The sequence below is a fragment of the Actinomadura meridiana genome (assembly GCF_039537545.1).
In the GTDB taxonomy this organism is placed as follows: domain Bacteria; phylum Actinomycetota; class Actinomycetes; order Streptosporangiales; family Streptosporangiaceae; genus Spirillospora; species Spirillospora meridiana.
Genome location: NZ_BAABAS010000022.1, coordinates 21,870 through 36,015, shown reverse-complemented (window position 1 = coordinate 36,015; position 14,146 = coordinate 21,870). Strand labels below are relative to the sequence as shown.

Genomic DNA, 14,146 nt, shown 5'->3' with positions numbered 1-14,146 from the left:
CGGAGGGCGGGCTGCGGAAACGGGCCAATCGAAAGGTTGGCACCGCGCCGCAGCCCGACCCCTACAAGATCGAAGCAGACGCGGCCGTGCTGGTCTGCTGGCGAAATTCGGTCATCCCTGGCCTAGCGCAGACCCCTGAGTACGCGCTCGCCATCGTGCGTGGCAACCAGGAGACCGCCGACGTAAGGATCAAGCGACAGGCCATCCTCACCAGGGACGACGAACGTGGCCCCGCAATCGTCGTGTTCCTCATTGAGGAACAGGTACTTCACCACAAGGTCGGCACCAACGAGACGATGAAAAGGCAGTTGGAGCACCTGATTGAGAGCTCAGCATGTTGCCCAACGTCACGGTTCAAGTAGTGTTAAGCAGTGGTGAGCACGACGGCAACACAGGCGACTTTGTGCTCGCGACGATGGAGGATCGGAGCGAGATCGCGTATGCCGAAACAGCCATACGTTCGATCACGACTGACGACCCCGCCGATCTCTCCGTGTTGGAGCGAACTTTGATCGACTTACGTTCACGGACGCTCACGCAAGAGATGTCACGTGAGCTGATTAGAAAGGTGGCCGAGGAAAAATGGACTTGACGAATGCCAAGTGGCGTAAGAGCAGCCGCAGCACTTCCAACGGTGCTGAATGCGTCGAGCTGGCGGACGCGGTCGGTGCGGTGGCGGTACGGGACAGTAAGGACCCGGACGGTCCCATCCTCCTCCTGACCCGCGCGGCGCTGCGCACCGCCGTCCAGTCCGCCGCCGACACACACTAACCGTCCAGCGACGACAACCCCGGCGGACCCGACCCGTCAACTCGCGGCGAGTCGTCCCAGCCCCCGGCCCGGACGACCCGCCGCACCCAACACCTACTCACCGAACGTGGCTCCGCCTCTTCGCAGACGGACCCTCAGACTTCGCCTCGATCGATCAGTTCCTCCACGGAACAGTTGACCATGATCAATTCGCGGTCATTGGCGGTACCGTGGAGGACGTATATGTCGCGAGACCCTGGTTGACCTCCACAGGTGTGTCGGCTCCCCGCAGCAGCGGAGGGACCAGCGGGAAGCGGTTACTCGTCCAGGTAGAGCAGGGCGGTGATGGTCTTCTTGCAGATGTCGCAATGCATGGGGGCTTCCTCGGAAGCGAGGTCGCATTCGACGGTGGTGACGCGGTCGATGATGCCGGTGGCTGCCTCAGTGGTCCATGCCTCTGACCAGCGGCGCGTGTTGACGGCCAGGTCATCGACGTAGCGTGCGGTCATCTCGTAGAACGCGCGGACACCGTGCTGCTTCATGTAGCGCCAGTTGAACTGGAGCGACAGCAGAGCGATGGGGAACGGGTGCTCGACCAAACCCCGGGCCCAGCGTTCGGAGACGTCGTCGATGTCCAGGCGCGTGGCGCGCTCGTCCAGGACCTGCCACATGCCGTTCTGGTCGTACTCGACGAGCACGTCTTCGAGTAGCTTGTGTGCGTTGTTGAGATTGCGGGCTTTGCTGGCGAACAGCCCGGAGACGGTCTTGCCGAGTTGTTCGTCAGAGTCCTTACGCGCCTGGTCGATGGCCTGCTTGAGCTGGACCGCGTATGCCGATTCCCACGACAGGCATTCCCCGAAGGTCGACCAGGGGTCGGGGAAACCTCTCTGCTCGATCACAGCGAAGATGCGATCGCCTTGCACACCCATCTGCAACTCCCCTCATGAAACTATCTGGACGGCGCACACCTCTCGGTGAGGTGCGCGGCAAGCTCATGGGTCGGGACCTGAGCTTGTTCTCCGGTGTCCATGTCCCGCACCGTGATCATTCCCGCTTCCTTGTCGGACGCCCCGTAGATCAGTGCGAAGCGGGCCCGGCGGTCGGCGGCCCACTTGAGTTGTTTGGCCAGTTTGCGGCTGGCGGCCAGATATACCTCCGTCCGCAGACCCGCGTCCCGTAGCCGGGCGGCGAAATCCATGACCTCCGAACCGGTGTCCTCGGCGATCACGGTGACGGCGACATCGGTCCTGTGCGCGTCGCTCTGGTCGTCGCCGAGCAGTCCGATAATCCGTTCAACACCAAGCGAGCCACCACAAGCCGGGACGTCCGGGCCCCCAAGTGCGGCGATCAGACCGTCGTAACGGCCGCCACTGGCAATCGACCCCGGCATGCCCTCGGCGACCACCTCGAAAATGACGCCGGTGTAGTAATCCAGACCCCGGACAAGGCTCGGTGTGAACGCGATCCGGTCATCGCCCACCTTCGGCGCCGCCAACTCCAAGAGTCGGCCGACCTCCTCCAAACCCGCGCGCCCGGCCTCGCTGCCCTTCAATCTGATCTGCATCCGCTCCACGGCGTCGGCGGCCGTCAGGTCACCCACCAGGGCCTCGGCAATGCCGGGGGTCAGCGACCGGGCGTCCACCAGTTCGGCCACGACCTTCTCCGGCGACAGTTTGTCGAGCTTGTCCAAAGTGATGAGCACACCGCCACCGAGATCGACGGGAACCCCGTAACTCTCCAAAAGGCCGGTCAGCGCCTGACGCGAGTTCACCAACACCCGGTAGTCACGCACACCGGCCGCGTCCAGCGCATCGGTCAGCGCGCACACCACCTCGGCATCCGCCAGCGGGGACACCGAACCGACCACATCCACATCACACTGCGCGAACTCGCGAAACCGCCCTTTCCCCGGACGGTCGGCCCGCCACACCGGCCCCATCGCGAACCGCTTGTAGGGGGTCGGGAGCTGCGATCCATAACTGGCGACAACCCGAGCGAGCGGGACGGTCATGTCATACCGCAGAGCCAGATCGGCCTCACCGGTCGCTTCGTGGTCACCACGACGAAGGATCTTGAAGATCAGTTTGTCGCCCTCGTCGCCGTACTTCCCGGTCAGCGTCTCCAACCGCTCGAACGCCGGTGTTTGCAACGGCTCAAACCCATATCGCTCAAACACCTGCCGAACCCGCGCGAAAACGGCCTCACGGGTGCGCAATGCACCAGCGAGAAAATCCCGGGTGCCCGACGGGGGCTCGAACTGCTGAGACGCCATGAGAACTCCTGACTAACGTAACCGAGCGCCGAAACAGGGCAAGTCATGGGAACGCGTCCGCATCCGGACGCCGCACGCTCCGGGGGACCAGTACCCTCCGATCGTATCGACGCCCCCGCCACCACCGCGCGAACTACCAACTTCTCAGCGAGTACGCCCCCGACCCGACCCCTTGAATACCCAGCGGCTTGGAGTACTGCCATCGAGCGGCGGCGCAGTCCACCTCCGCGCGGTGGGCCGCTGCTAAGTTGGAAACCACGGTGCGCCCACACCATGAGGAGAGCTCGATGACGGCAATGCCGGAAGAGCCGTCGATCGTCCGTAACGACCTGCGCGAGGCGTTCGCCGCGCTCGACGTGATGCCCGGATTTCGCGCCGAACTGGTAGATGGAGAAATCATCGTGTCACCGACCCCAGACGGGCAACACGAGACCATCATCGTGGCCGTCGACGACTGGGTACGGGACGTTCACGATCTCCGGTTGCACCGCAACCTGACGTTGATCAGTCCGGAGGGCGAGTACGTGCCCGACGGGATCGCGGCCCCCAAGGGCGCGTTCGCGGGGCAGGACTGGCACAGCAAGCCAGACGGCGTGGCGATGGTCCTGGAGGTGACCTCAGGCCGGGGCGGGAAGAACAAGGGCGCCGAACGGGACCGCGGGCCCAAACGCCGCGGCTATGCCGCCGCCGACATTCCGCTGTACCTGCTGGTCGACCGGCTGGACGGCAAGGTCACCATCTTCTCCGAACCACGTGGCGGCGACTACACCCACAGCGCCTCGGCTGTTCTCGGCGACGACCTGACCATCCCCGAGCCTCTCGAAGGCGTCCTACCGACCCGCGACTTCTGACCTCCTCGGGACTGGCGGCGGCCTCCCAGGGCGAGAGGCCGCCGCTTCCGCCGCGCTTAGGGCGCGGTTGTTTCTAGGGCGGTGCAGCGCCATCTGCCTCGGGTGTGGTCGAGGCGTAAGGCTAGGGCGTGGATGCGTCCGGCCATGATGACCACTGCGGTGACCTCGGCGACCGTGGGGGTGGGGCGTTGAAGGCGGCTTGTCAGCACTCTTGGTGGGACGATTCGGCCACCTCGGCGGAGCAAGGCTCCGGTCCGTCCGAGCAGTTCCCGGCATACAGCGGGGGCCGCTACCAGCGAGAGCTGGTGGGCGGGGCGGGTGCCCGCCAGGATGTCCAGGACCAGGCGTATGGCCGTGTCCGCGACGGCGCGGACTTCGGCGTCGACCCCGGCTGCTGGTCGTACCAGCCGCAACCCCGGCGGTTGTGCCGGAGGCGGCGCCGGATTCAGCGCCAGCGCTCCCCGTGTCATGGGCACCGGGCGGTACCGCACGAACCTCACCGCCGCGCGCTTCCCCGTACGTCGCTGCATGAATGACCTCCCGACTCGTTCGAGTACAGGAGTCACAGAAGCCTCGAAAAATACACTCTGGCCACATCAGGACCACGCCATGACGTGGCGGTCGATGCTCCCGGCTTACGGTTACAACGGAGGCGGGTTCGCGGCACTGCCTCCTGCCTCGTGCCTCGCGGGGTTGAGGTGCGAGTTTCCGGGCTTCGGCATCGTCGCGTGGCCTGGTGGCGTGGGGCGATGGCGTGTTCGTCAGGGCCGCCGACCGTCCTGGCCTCCGCGACCGCCTCCTTGAACCCTCGCCGCCGTCAGCTTGGGGTGGGCGGTTGTTGGTTGTTGTATTTTCATCCAATTAGGTTTTTGGTGGAATCTTCCGTTGGCTGGTTGCGGGGGCGCGGTTGGGTTTTGGACGCTGAAAATGTCCGAACCCGATGGGGGAGGAGTCGTCATGACTCAGGTCGCAACACAGGCCCCGCCCTTCCAGGGCCGCCTCCTCAAGCGCCGTCAGCCCATGGAGTACGGCGACGACGTGGAGATGTGGCAGAAGAGAATGAAAGACCGGGGCTGGATTATCGACGTCGACGGGAAATATGGTCCGCAGTCCGAGTCGAAGTGCAAGAAGTTCCAGCACGAGAAGGGTCTGCCGGACAGCGGAATCGTGGACGCCAACACTTGGGAGAAGACCTGGACCGCGCCGATCACCCACTGAGCAGCGCGTGCTTGTTCCGGGCCGTCTGATGAGGGGTGGTCCGCCCAACCCGGCCGGGTTGTGTTCCCGGCCGGGCGGTTCGGGGTTAGGGGAGGTTGAGGGTGGTGGCCAGGGTTTCGTAGTGGTGGTCGTCGTCGCCGAAGGTCAGGGACGTGGTCGTGGCGTGGCGGGAGAACAGGTGTAGGTCGTGTTCGGCGGTGAAGCCTATGGCGCCGTGTACCTGGTGGCCCAGGGCGCAGACTCGTTCGTAGGCCTCGCTTACCCAGGCTTTGGCCATGGAGACTTCTTGTGCGGCTTCCCTGTTGGTTGAGAGGAGCCAGATGGCCTCGTAGGCGATGAAGCGGGAGCCTAGGACGTCGATCGCCATGTCGGCGCAATGGTGTTGGACGGCCTGGAACGACCCGATGGGGCGGCCGAACTGTTGCCGGTCTGTCGCGTACTCGACCGTCATGTCCAGGACGCGCTGTGCCGCGCCTACCATTTCGGCGCAGGTGGCGGCCGCGCCGAACAGGGGGATCGCGGTTGCCACTTCTGGGGGCAGGGCGTCTTCTTCTGGGACGCGGGTGCCGGTTAGGTCGATGTGGCATGGGCGGTCTGGGCCGAGTGTTTTCACGGGTTGGGGCATGACTGATGCGGCGTCTACCCAGAAGGCTCGGGGTTCGTTCTCTACGCGTGCTGCTACCAGGAAGTGCTCGGCGGATGCGGCGTAGGGGACGAAGGTGGCCGTTCCATTGAGGATGTAGTCGGTGGCGTCTCGGGTGGCTGTTGGGCCATTGTCTGGGTGGTCCCAAGGGAGGGGGGCGGCTGTGACCACCTGGCCGTTTGTTATGGCAGTTAGCCATTTTTCTTTTTGGTCGGACGTCCCGTGGCGGGCTATGGGCATGCCGCAGGACGCCACGGCGGTCAGGAGCGGGCTCGGGACCTGGGTGTAGCCGAGTTGTTCGAACAGCAGGCACACGTCCAGGAAGTCGCCGCCGACGCCGCCGTGCTCCTCGGGGAAGGCCAGGCCAGTCCAGCCGAGGTCGATCATTTCTTTCCACAGCGCGGCGGAGTAGCCGGACGGGTCGTCGTCCATCGCCCGCGTCCCGGCGGTCGCCGCGCGGGATTCCAGGAGGTCGCGGGCGGTGGACGCGATCAGCTCCTGGTCTTCGGTGAGGCTCAGGTCCATGGCGGCGGAACCTTGTCGGAGCGGACCCACACGCCGGGTCGTTCCTCCCAGAACAGTTGGACGAGGACGCCCCCGGTGTGCTTCGGGTGGATGAACGTGTCCTTCCAGGCCGCGCCGTCGGTGCTGCCCTCGTTCTCACCGAACGTCGGCGTGTCGTGGTGTTCGCAGGCGGCCATCGCGGCGTCCCAGTCGGCCACCTCGAAGGTGACGTGGTGGGCGGCGGCGCCGTTGCGGTCCCAGAACCGTTCGATGAACGAGTCCTCGCCGCGCGGCATGATCACTTCCCAGCACATCGTGGCGCCGGGGATGTTCATGACGAGGTCGGCCATGTCGGGATGTTCGTCGTCCGATGTGCGCCACACCTGCGTGAACCCGGCGAGGCCGTGGTACCAGCCCGCCAGCACGTCCCGGTCCGGGAACGCCTGGCAGATGTGGTCGAGCGCGACGATGCCGAGGGACGGGCCGGGTGTTTCGCCGGTTTCCACGGTGGCCGAGGGAGAGTCGCCGCACATGTCGAGGCTGCCGGGGCCGCGGAGCCTGAACAGGACGCCGGGACCGTATTCGGGCGGACTCAGCGACGCCTCCAGCCAGCGTCCGCGCAGGCCGTCGGTCGGTTTGATGCCGCGTACTTCCAGTTCGGCGCGGACGGCCTCCAGGTCGGGGACCTCGGCGCCGACGTGGTGCAGGCCGGGACGTCCGCCGTGGTCGTCAAGAAACGTCTGCAACGGGGAGCCGTCACCGGCGGGGGCCACGACCTCCCACGCCTGGCCGTGGCTGCCGGGGATCTCCAGCCGGGTTCCGCGCGTGCGTTCGGCGGGGTTGTCCCAATGTCGGACGCGCCGGAACCCGAACAGCCCTTCGAGGAGCGCGACCTGCGCGTCGAGGTCGGGCGTGACCTGCGCGACGTGGTCGATGCGGTAGATCTGCACGGGTCCTCCTAGCTCGGGTGCGGCTCGATCCAGTCGTAGCCGGCGGTGACCAGTTCCTTGACGAGACGCAGGTTGTAGCGGTTCATCGCCGCGATCCGCTCGGCCAGTTCGCCGACCCGCTTGTCGAACTCGTCCGCCGGGTACACGTCGTTGACCAGGCCCAACTTGAACGCGCGGTCGGCGTCGATGCGGGCGCCGGTGAACAGCAGTTCCTTCGCGCGGGCCTTGCCGATGCGCTCCGGCAGCCGCTTCACCCCGCCCCAGCCGGGCGCGGACCCGCCGAACTCGGGCTGGTCGGGGTCGCCGTCCTCGGTCATCTTCGGCCGGTACGGCGGACGCGCCGACAGCGTGATCTCGACCAGGCCGACCTTCGCGTTGTCGGACGCGACGATGAAGTCGGCCGCGAGCGCCAGTTCCAGGCCGCCGCCGACCGCGTACCCGTGCACCGCCGCGATCACCGGGACCGACAGGCGCTCCATCATCGCGAACGTCTTCTCGCCGAGCCGACCCTGCTCGATCCGCTCGCGCGGGGTCAGCTTCTCCGACCAGCCGAGGTCCATCCCGGCGCAGAACGCGCGTTCCCCGGCGCCGCGCAGCACCACCACGCAGACGTCCTCGTCGTCGTCGACGCGGGTGAAGATGTCGCGCAGCTCCGTCATCGTCGTGGGCGTCAGCGCGTTGAGCTTCTCCGGCCGGTTCAGCGTCAGCCAGGCCACTCGTTCTTCGATCCGCAGATCGACGGTCTCGTAGGCGTTGCCGTCGTCGGGCATGGGGTTTCGCTCCTCCATTCAGCTGCGGGGCAGGTTCAGGCCCCGGGTGGCGATGACGTTTCGTTGGATCTCGGTGGTCCCGCCCAAGAAGGTGGACGCCACCGAATCCCTGCGCATGTGGGTGAAGGTGGCGTTCATGGGTGCGTTTTCGCGTTCCCATAGGGCGGCGGCCCGGCCGAAGGCGCGCGCACCCGTCCGGGCTAGGCGCTGGTGCAGTTCGGCACCGAAAAGCTGGTTGATGGACGCCTCGAAGTCAGGTTCGTCACCGGCGGCTTGGCGCGACACCGTGTAACGGGCCAGGTTGTACAGGACGCGGATCTCCGTCTGGCGGCGGGCTATCTCCTGCCGTAGCGCGGGGCTGCGGCGTGCGAAACGTTGCCCGTCCGGGGAGCGCAGGTAGGTGACCAGCTCGGCGAGGGCCTGTTCGTACTTGATGGTCGCGCCGATCCCGGCCCGCTCGAAGCCGAGCGCGGACATCGCCACGTACCAGCCGCGGTTCTCCTCCCCGACCCGGTTCGCGACCGGCACCCGGACGCCCTCGAAGAAGATCTCGCAGAACGGCGCCGCGCCCCGGATGTCGGTGATGGGACGGATCGTCACGCCCGGCGCGTCCGCCGCGATCAGCAGGAACGTGATGCCACGGTGCGGACGTTCCGCGTCGGGATCGGTGCGGACCAGCACGAACAACCAGTCGGCGTACTGACCGAGGGACGTCCACACCTTCTGACCGTCCACGATGTACTCGTCGCCGTTTCGGACGGCCTTCGTGCGCAGCGACGCCAGGTCGGAGCCCGAATTCGGCTCGGAGAACCCCTGTGCCCACGTCGCCTCACCCCGCGCGATCGGCGGCAGGTGCGCGGCCTTCTGCTCGTCCGTGCCGTGCACGAGCAGGGTCGGGCCGAGGAGGAACGCGCCGATGCCGTTCACCGTCGGCACCCGCGCCCGCATCATCTCCTCGTGCAGGATGAACTCCTCCATGGCCGACAGCCCGGCACCGCCGTACTCCTCCGGCCAGTGCGGCGCGATCCAGCCACGCTCCGCCAACGCATCAGCCCACGCCCTGGCGCCTTCACTCCGTCCCGGATCGTCGGCGACCCTGTCGACGGGCCAGTTGTAACCCGCGACGTCTTCTGGTTCCAGGCTCTGTTCCTCGTCCCCCGCCGGACGGTACGACGAGGGGAACTTCTCTTGGACGAAGGCCCGGACCTCCTCCCGAAAGGCGGCCTGCTCTGGCGTGTCGTCCCAGTTCACCGTCCGCCCGCCTCCCGGTCCCAGGTCGTCTCGGTGACGCCGCCCTCGCCCTGCGCCCGCAGCTTGTACTTGGCGACCTTGTCGGTAGGAGTGCGCGGCAGCGCCTCAACGAACTCCACGTAGCGCGGCACCATCGACCGCGGCAACCGCTCCTGGCAGAACGCCACCAGCTCCTCCGGGTCCAGCCCGGTGTCGGGTTGCACCACGATCGACACCTTGATGTCCTCGTCCTCCAGTTCCGAGGGCACGCCGATCGCGGCGCACTCCAGCACCGCCGGATGCTGGTTGATCTCCGTCTCCAGGTCGAAGGCGGAGATGTTCTCACCGCGGCGGCGGATGGCGTCCTTCATCCGGTCAAGGAAGAAGAAATACCCATCGTCATCGCGCCATACCCGATCTCCGGTGTGGAACCACATGTTCCGGAAGCAATGCGTCGTCGCCTCCCAGTTCCCGTAGTACCCGGTCGTGAGGACGAACGGCTGTTTCGGCCGCAGCACCAACTCTCCCGGCTCGCCGGGGCCGAGCTCCCGGTCGTGCTCGTCCACCACCGCGACCTGGAACCGCTCGTCATGCGCCTGCCCGCACGACCCGACGCGCCACTCCCCGTACGGGCTGCCCGTCGCGATCCCCGCCTCCGTGCTGGTGTAGGTCTCCACCGACCGGACGCCGAACCGTTCCCGCATGGGCTCGTCCAGGTTGGACTTGCCCATGTAGAACGTCTCCAACCGGTGGTCCTTGTCCCTGGACGTCGGCGGACGGTTCAGCAGGATCGGGATCATCGAGAACACGCTCATGCAGACCTGCGCGTCGAAGCGGCGGACGTCGTCCCAGAACCGCGACGCGCTGAACCGCTCCACGAGCGCGATGGACCCGCCGCCGAGCAACGCCGACAACATCCCGTCCCACAGGGCCGCCGCGTGGAACAGCGGCAGCGGACAGTAGATCGTCTTGCCCCACCGGTCAAGGAAGTCGAGCGAGTCGTAGGCGCAGGTCAACGCCAGGGCATGCGGCACCATCGCGCCCTTGGACGGACCCGTCGTCCCGGACGTGTACATGATCGCCTGCATGTCCGCGAACCCGACCGGGACGTCGACGCGCCCGTCCCCGTCCTGCGGCAGTTTCGCCAGTTCCCGCGCGGGTTTGCCGAGCCGCTCCAGCAGCACCCCGTTCTCGGCGGCGTCCCGCACGATCACCCCGCCCAGCTTCGGCAGCCGCTCCGCGACGTCCGTGAGCCGCTCCGCGTAGGGCCCGTCCACGATGAGCCACCCGGAGTCGGAGCTGTCCAGGACGTGCCGCAGCAACTCCCCCCGGTACGCGATGTTGATCGGCACGGCCACGGCCCCGAGCCGCGCCAGCGCGAAGATCAGATGGACGAAGTCGGCGCAGTTGGGCAGCATCAGCCCCACATGGTCGCCCCGCCCGATGCCCGCGCCGCCGAGCGCCCTGGCCATCCGGTCGGCGGCGGCGTCCACCTCGCCGTAGGTGATCTCGCCGTCCCGGAACTTGAGAAACGTCTGTCGTCGATGTGTCTGCGCCTGTGACCGGAGAACGTCCCCGAGGACGAAACTCTCCAGCGTCTCCTTCCGCATCGGACCTCCGCTGTCGCCGTCTGCGTCGTCGTCGGTGATGTGCGTCGTCGGTGATGTGCGCCGTAGGTGGGTGTGCGTCGTCGGTGACTGGATGATTCGGCCGAGGGCGAGCCGCTAACCGGACATCGCCCTAAATAGATGAGCACGAAACCTCATACCCGGCAACAGCGACTAACAGCGAACAAAGCCAGATAACCGCAGAATCACAGGGCCATCAGGCATCCAATGTGACAAGCACCACACCACCCCAGGAACCCCAAGAACACCGCTGACGAGCCAGCATCCGCACCGCCCGCCCACCTGGTCGCGTCCACCCGGCTCCGCGTCGGCTCCCATCTGGACGCGTCCTCAACCGGAAGCCGCCTCCGCCCACCGTCCGACGCCCCCGCACCACGGGCGACGCCCACCTATGCCGCTCCGGCGGCGCCTGCGGAGACCATGATCGGCAGGGCCCTCAGGAGGACGAGTCCATCAGCTTGTACGCCCTGGTGAGCATCGCGGCGAACGCGTCCTTGTCGTAAAGGACGCCGCTGTAATCGACGGGAATCCGGACGCCGTTGATCTCCGCGGTCGGAGTGCCCGGCCCTCTCGGTTCGTCCTTGCCCTTGCCCGACTTCCGGTACACCTCCTGGGACGCGGCGACGAACTTCCGGTACTTCATCTTCTTCACCGCGTTGTCGAAGGCGGCGCCACGCAGACCGTCGACCTTTTCGGCCAGTTCCAGCAGCCGCTCGGTGGTGAAACCGTCCACCGATTCCTCGGGCTGATACCGGTACAGGACGGCGTGGTACTCGGCGAACTTCCGTTGCTCCAGCGCGGCGCGCAGAGCGTTGACGGCCCGCTTGGAACCGCCGCCGCCGACCCGATCGTCCAGGAACGAGGCCAGGGTGTAGTCCGCCCTCGCCTTTCCCCGCACGATCCAGTCGCTGAGCACGGGCCCGCCGGTCGACTCGTACTCCTTGCAGACAGGGCAGCGCGGGTCCTCGAACAGGTGCACCATGACCAGCGCGGCGGGATTCCCGACGATGATCGTCGTCCCGTCCTGAGCGAGGCTCTCCGGGACCTTCGTCAGGTCGGCGTAGGCGACCGTCGACGGACGGGATTTCGACGGCTCAGCGGCCTCGCCCTTCCCACCCGATTCACCACACCCGGTAAGCGCCGCACCCAGCACGGTAACCAGCGCCACTGCCAGCCATTTTCCCATACGATTCACCGCGCACTCTCCAGTTCTCAAGCACGGAGACCCTAGCGCAGATCACGCAATCCCAAGAACAGAAGTAAGCCACAAACCCACAACACCGCCGACCAAAATCCCCGCCCCTCTCTCACAGCACGCGACCAGCCGATCACTCCATTCTGTCCAAATGGCGCACTACCTGCGTGACACAGATTTACGACGAGGCCGGAGAAGCCGAACTCCGCGCACGACGACCGCGAATCTCCGCGATGGTCACCGAGGTTTTCCGGCCCGTACGATCGCCGAGTGCAGGCCGTCACCGGCATCGCCGACCGGGGTGATGGTGATGCCAGTGAAGCCGGTCTCGGCCAGCAGACGCTCGTACTCGGCGGCGGTGAGGGTGCCACGGGCGCAGCCGACGCGGGCCTCCGCGTCCGCGCGCGTCGCGGGGTCCAGGTCGACGGCGGCGATGACGTCGCTGATGCCGATCCGGCCGCCGGGCCGCAGCACGCGGAACGTCTCGGCCAGCACGGCGGGCTTGTCGGCCGACAGGTTGATCACGCAGTTGGAGATGACCACGTCGACGCTGGTGTCGGGCAGCGGGACGTCCTCGATGCGTCCGTGCAGGAAGCGTGCGTTGGACACCTCGGCCTCGGCCGCGTTGGCGCGGGCCAGGGCGAGCATGGCGTCGCTGGCATCCAGGCCGTAGGCGATCCCGTCGGGGGCGACCCGGCGGGCCGACAACAGCACGTCCAGCCCGCCGCCTGACCCGAGGTCCAGGACGGTGTCAACCCGTCCGGCGGCGTAGCCACAGTGAGACGTAGACGAGCGCGACCAGCACCGGCACCTCGATCAGGGGACCGACGACACCGGCCAGGGCCTGTCCGGAGGTGACGCCGAAGGTGCCGATCGCGACCGCGATGGCCAGCTCGAAGTTGTTTCCGGCGGCGGTGAAGGCCAGCGTGGCGGTGCGTTCGTACGGCAGCCGGACGGCGCGGCCCAGGGCGTACGCGCCGCCCCACATCAGCGCGAAGTAGGCCAGCAGCGGGACGGCGATCCGGACGACGTCACCGGGCCGGGCGGTGATGGCCTCGCCCTGCAAGGCGAACAGGATCACGATGGTGAACAGCAGCCCGTACAGCGCCCACGGCCCGATCCGTGGCAGGAACCGCGTCTCGTACCACTCCCGTCCACGCGCCCTCTCCCCGGCGCGCCGGGTCAGGTATCCGGCCAGTAGCGGGACGCCGAGAAACACCAGCACGTTGACCACGATCTCGCCGGTGGAGAAGCGCAGACCGTTCTGCTCCAGGCCGAGCCAGCCGGGCAGAACCTCCAGGTAGAACCAGCCCAGCGCGCCGAACGCGACGACCTGGAACACCGAGTTGAGGGCGACCAGGACGGCGGCGGCCTCCCGGTCACCGCAGGCCAGGTCGTTCCAGATGACGACCATGGCGATGCACCGGGCCAGCCCGACGATGATCAGCCCGGTGCGGTATTCGGGCAGGTCAGGGAGCAGGAGCCAGGCCAGCGCGAACATCACTGCCGGGCCGACCACCCAGTTCAGCGCCAGCGAGGCGGACATCAGGCGGCGGTCGCCGGTCACGGTGTCCAGGCGGTCGTAACGGACCTTCGCCAGCACCGGGTACATCATCACCAGCAGTCCGAGCGCGATCGGCAGCGAGATCCCGCCGACCTCCACCCGCGACAGTGCCTCGTCCAGGCCCGGGACGGCGCGGCCCAGAAGCAGCCCGGCCGCCATCGCCGCGAGGATCCACACCGGCAGGAATCGGTCCAGCGACGACAGCCGTCCCACCAGGCGCGGACTGGCGGCGGCGGGCGCGGTCACGGGCAGGGCCTCTTGCGCGTCTGGGCACGCGCCTCCTCGGCCGTGGCCGCCAGCTCGCCCAGCCCGGCGGCCAACGCGCGCAGCGGTTCAGGACGCAGGCGGTAGTAGGTGAAGCGTCCGCACGGCTCAGTCTCGACCAGCCCGGCCCGCCGCAGCACCCGCAGATGGTTGGAGACATTGGTCTGGCGCGCGCCGGTCTCCTCGACCAGGTGACACACGCACAACGCCTCGTCCGCCAGCAGCCGCACGATCCGGGCACGCAGCGGGTCGCCCAGGACCCTCAGCAACGCATCATCATCAACTGACATCAACATAAACTGATATG

General features: G+C 67.1%; 17 protein-coding genes. 5 read left to right on the top strand and 12 right to left on the bottom strand.

Features of this window, described 5'->3' with window-relative positions; translation table 11 throughout:
- The 3 genes from ABD808_RS31680 to ABD808_RS31670 all read left to right on the top strand — a co-directional run.
- Positions 1-362, top strand: a 362-nt coding sequence (locus ABD808_RS31680; protein ID WP_344904681.1) for a Scr1 family TA system antitoxin-like transcriptional regulator, incomplete at its 5' end; no start/stop codon positions are given.
- Positions 335-592 carry a Scr1 family TA system antitoxin-like transcriptional regulator gene (locus ABD808_RS31675; RefSeq protein ID WP_344904678.1) on the top strand — a complete coding sequence of 86 codons (258 nt, stop codon included), beginning with the start codon at positions 335-337 and terminating at the stop codon, positions 590-592. The genes ABD808_RS31680 and ABD808_RS31675, both read left to right, overlap by 28 nt.
- A complete protein-coding gene (locus ABD808_RS31670) occupies positions 583-771 on the top strand; it encodes a DUF397 domain-containing protein (RefSeq protein ID WP_344904676.1) in 189 nt (62 codons plus the stop codon). Before ABD808_RS31675 ends, ABD808_RS31670 begins: the two co-directional genes overlap by 10 nt.
- A 296-nt stretch (positions 772-1,067) precedes the next feature.
- Here the strand turns inward: ABD808_RS31670 and ABD808_RS31665 are convergent, their stop codons facing one another.
- Both ABD808_RS31665 and hisS read right to left on the bottom strand, forming a co-directional pair.
- Complete coding sequence (locus ABD808_RS31665) at positions 1,068-1,649, bottom strand: hypothetical protein (protein ID WP_344904673.1); 582 nt, start codon at positions 1,647-1,649, stop codon at positions 1,068-1,070.
- Positions 1,650-1,699: 50 nt separating this feature from the next.
- Positions 1,700-3,022, bottom strand: a complete 1,323-nt coding sequence (gene hisS, locus ABD808_RS31660) for a histidine--tRNA ligase (protein WP_344904671.1) — start codon at positions 3,020-3,022, stop codon at positions 1,700-1,702.
- A gap of 287 nt (positions 3,023-3,309) precedes the next feature.
- Between hisS and ABD808_RS31655 the strand changes: the two genes are divergently transcribed.
- On the top strand, positions 3,310-3,873 hold the full coding sequence (locus tag ABD808_RS31655; RefSeq protein ID WP_344904668.1) for a Uma2 family endonuclease: 564 nt from the start codon (positions 3,310-3,312) through the stop codon (positions 3,871-3,873).
- Between the two features lie 56 nt (positions 3,874-3,929).
- Here ABD808_RS31655 and ABD808_RS31650 read toward each other — a convergent pair whose 3' ends face one another.
- Complete coding sequence (locus tag ABD808_RS31650) at positions 3,930-4,403, bottom strand: Rv3235 family protein (RefSeq protein ID WP_344904665.1); 474 nt, start codon at positions 4,401-4,403, stop codon at positions 3,930-3,932.
- 427 nt (positions 4,404-4,830) lie between these two features.
- Between ABD808_RS31650 and ABD808_RS31645 the strand changes: the two genes are divergently transcribed.
- Positions 4,831-5,091, top strand: a complete 261-nt coding sequence (locus tag ABD808_RS31645; protein WP_344904662.1) for a peptidoglycan-binding domain-containing protein — start codon at positions 4,831-4,833, stop codon at positions 5,089-5,091.
- A gap of 85 nt (positions 5,092-5,176) precedes the next feature.
- Here ABD808_RS31645 and ABD808_RS31640 read toward each other — a convergent pair whose 3' ends face one another.
- The 9 genes from ABD808_RS31640 to ABD808_RS31600 all read right to left on the bottom strand — a co-directional run bounded on the left by ABD808_RS31640 (position 5,177) and on the right by ABD808_RS31600 (position 14,135).
- The gene (locus ABD808_RS31640; protein WP_344904659.1) at positions 5,177-6,259 is read right to left on the bottom strand and encodes an acyl-CoA dehydrogenase family protein; all 1,083 of its coding nucleotides are present in this window, start codon (positions 6,257-6,259) and stop codon (positions 5,177-5,179) included.
- Positions 6,250-7,188 carry a VOC family protein gene (locus ABD808_RS31635; protein ID WP_344904656.1) on the bottom strand — a complete coding sequence of 313 codons (939 nt, stop codon included), beginning with the start codon at positions 7,186-7,188 and terminating at the stop codon, positions 6,250-6,252. The genes ABD808_RS31640 and ABD808_RS31635 overlap by 10 nt, the downstream gene beginning before the upstream one ends.
- Before the next feature lie 8 nt (positions 7,189-7,196).
- Positions 7,197-7,958 (bottom strand): enoyl-CoA hydratase/isomerase family protein, encoded by a 762-nt coding sequence (locus ABD808_RS31630; RefSeq protein WP_344904654.1) that lies wholly within the window; start codon positions 7,956-7,958, stop codon positions 7,197-7,199.
- 18 nt (positions 7,959-7,976) lie between these two features.
- Positions 7,977-9,209 (bottom strand): acyl-CoA dehydrogenase family protein, encoded by a 1,233-nt coding sequence (locus ABD808_RS31625; RefSeq protein ID WP_344904651.1) that lies wholly within the window; start codon positions 9,207-9,209, stop codon positions 7,977-7,979.
- Positions 9,206-10,798 (bottom strand): AMP-binding protein, encoded by a 1,593-nt coding sequence (locus ABD808_RS31620; RefSeq protein WP_344904649.1) that lies wholly within the window; start codon positions 10,796-10,798, stop codon positions 9,206-9,208. The genes ABD808_RS31625 and ABD808_RS31620 overlap by 4 nt, the downstream gene beginning before the upstream one ends.
- A gap of 454 nt (positions 10,799-11,252) precedes the next feature.
- Entirely contained in the window at positions 11,253-11,984 is a 732-nt protein-coding gene (locus tag ABD808_RS31615) for a thioredoxin domain-containing protein (RefSeq protein ID WP_344904647.1), read from the bottom strand.
- A gap of 264 nt (positions 11,985-12,248) precedes the next feature.
- Positions 12,249-12,755: a methyltransferase domain-containing protein gene (locus ABD808_RS31610; protein WP_344904684.1), complete on the bottom strand. Its 507-nt coding sequence runs from the start codon at positions 12,753-12,755 to the stop codon at positions 12,249-12,251.
- A 7-nt stretch (positions 12,756-12,762) separates the two neighbouring features.
- Entirely contained in the window at positions 12,763-13,821 is a 1,059-nt protein-coding gene (gene arsB / locus ABD808_RS31605) for an ACR3 family arsenite efflux transporter (RefSeq protein ID WP_344904644.1), read from the bottom strand.
- Positions 13,818-14,135: an ArsR/SmtB family transcription factor gene (locus ABD808_RS31600; RefSeq protein ID WP_344904641.1), complete on the bottom strand. Its 318-nt coding sequence runs from the start codon at positions 14,133-14,135 to the stop codon at positions 13,818-13,820. The genes arsB and ABD808_RS31600 overlap by 4 nt, the downstream gene beginning before the upstream one ends.
- Between the last annotated feature and the right edge of the window lie 11 nt (positions 14,136-14,146).